The 2,097-nt window shown below is 53.7% G+C and carries 2 protein-coding genes; both read right to left on the bottom strand.

What is annotated here, in order from left to right; translation table 11 throughout:
- Positions 1–196 (bottom strand): winged helix-turn-helix domain-containing protein (locus PZA18_RS23785; RefSeq protein WP_284103382.1); only part of this gene is annotated, 196 nt, incomplete at its 3' end.
- A gap of 754 nt (positions 197–950) precedes the next feature.
- On the bottom strand, positions 951–2,097 hold a 1,147-nt coding region (locus PZA18_RS23780), incomplete at its 5' end, for a tetratricopeptide repeat protein (RefSeq protein WP_284103381.1).

The following is a 2,097-nucleotide window of genomic DNA, read 5'->3' as shown; positions in this document are numbered from 1 at the left end:
CATTCTCGCCGACAAACCGTCCTTGCCAGACCTGCTCCTCCAGTGCCTTGCGGGTGACAACCTCGCCACGATGCTTCAGCAGAATGCCGAGAATGCGGGCAGATTGCGGCTGAATATCGACAGACAGGCCATTGATGGTCAGTTCTCCGGTCGATTCATCAAATAGCGTTGAGCCAAAGCGGTATTGGTAAAACATCGTCTCGGAATATTTTAATTAAATTGCCTGAGGGCGGATTTTGAATAAAAAATACTATGGAAATGCCAGTGACAAATAATGTCAGAAAATCCGGAGCGACAAGATGAGACTAAATGGGCGTGGAAAAGGTTTTTTGTTCAAAGCCAGGGACTCCTCATTTTTATATGCATATAACGCCTGATAACTTACTTCCTGATAGGGAAGGGGGTTACTGGCGAGACTACGTGGTTTGGCATGTGCTGCTTGGAGTTTGGCGCCGCTTTGCCCCGATTGGTAAATCGGCCCTGGCAATTAAAAACCCATCGACATAGTAAGTCGGGTGGCGCGCCCCTGATATCTCTTGGTGGAGATAAGTAAAGATTTGGAAGAAATAACAAGCATATAGCAACCAACGGGCAGTCGAATATGCCATAGAAGCTGGCATATTCAAAGCGGTTTCATCGAATTGCAACGTGTGCGGGCGAGCGATTGGCGGTCCTTGGTGAAAGACAGCATCTGCGAGAGGCTCGGCCGTCTGTTGTATTTAGCCGCGGAGGCAGAGGCTGGCGAATGCTAGCCCAAGATCCGCAGGTGTTTTTTGTTGCACTGTTAATTTGTCTGGCAAATATCTTGAGCAAGACAAAATTACGACACTTGGCCTTTGCTGCATTGTTTCCCACGGCGAGAAGCGTTCATCGGGCTAATGCATCACGCTCGCGGTTACGAGCAGGCTACAACGTAGCAAACGCATGGTGGGGGCGCACCCACAGGCTCATCAAGGCCGCTTTGCTTCTGCCAGCAATACAGAAACCGACTGTCGGTCTATCGTCAGCGTGCGGCGGGCATCCTTGCTGATGGCTGTCTCTACCTCTTGCAACAAGCGTGCGGCGGTTGCCTTGTCGCGTGAGAACAGCGCCAGCCTGGCGTTTTGATATTTGAGGTAGGCATCCCACAGGGCATCCGGCTTCTGGGAGTCGAGTGCCTTGGCGTCCAGCTCGTTGAGCAAAGCCGGCACCCCTTCTATCTGACGCATATCGAGCAAGGTGCCGGCCAGATGAAAGCGGGTCGCTTGCACGAGCGGGTGATGTTCCGGCAGTTTGCTGCGGGCAAATGCCAGGGATTCGACCAGAATTGCTTTGGCGCGCTCCGGTTGGCGGGCGTGCTTATAGGCGCGAGCCGCGTTCAGTCTGGGGCTGAGTACGTCTGTCGTTGCCGGGCCTAAAATGGCCGAAATGATGTTGGCGCCTCGTAGATTGAATTCCGCTGCTTTTTCCCATTCGTCATTACTGAAATACACCCCGCCCAGGCGGATAAAGGATTTGGCGGTCGGAAGTGATTCCGTTCCAACAGTCTGCCGCATACAGCTGATTGACGACTCTACTTCGGCCAGCGCCTCCTTGTAGCGATATTGCCGAGTCAGAATGTCGCCATAACCTTGTATTGCCAGGCAATGCAGGTAGTGATTGCTGCCATACCGCATTTCGGTCGAACGCTTGAGTTTCAGGAATAGTTGTTCCGCCGTTGCATATTCCTTGAGCATCTGATTGGAATTGGCAAGTTCGTAACTGACGAGATCATGCAGATGCTGGCTACTTATCGGTAAACCATCCAGCGTAGTCAGGGCCATGCCCTCGTAAAATTTGACCAAGCGCCATTGATACTCGGCCCTGGCCACCTGCCCACGAACATGCCAGTACTGGGCGACCGTTTCGGAAGGGGGCGCGGATTTGAGCCACGGCGAGCGCTCGATTTCAGCCAGCTGCTGCTTGGCGTCGGCGAGCTGGGTCAGGCTTCTTAGGCTATCGGCCTTGAGGATCTGGATATGCGCCTTCTGCTGCAGATCGGGATTGGCCACCTTGGTCAGCGCCGTCAGTGCCTTGTCGCCCTCGGCCAGCGAAGCGCGATGCTCGCCCAGGCTGTTG

It is taken from the genome of Parachitinimonas caeni (assembly GCF_030129945.1).
Taxonomy (GTDB): domain Bacteria; phylum Pseudomonadota; class Gammaproteobacteria; order Burkholderiales; family Chitinimonadaceae; genus Parachitinimonas; species Parachitinimonas caeni.
The sequence above is the reverse complement of the archived record's forward strand: the minus strand, read 5'-3'. Positions and strand labels throughout refer to the sequence as shown.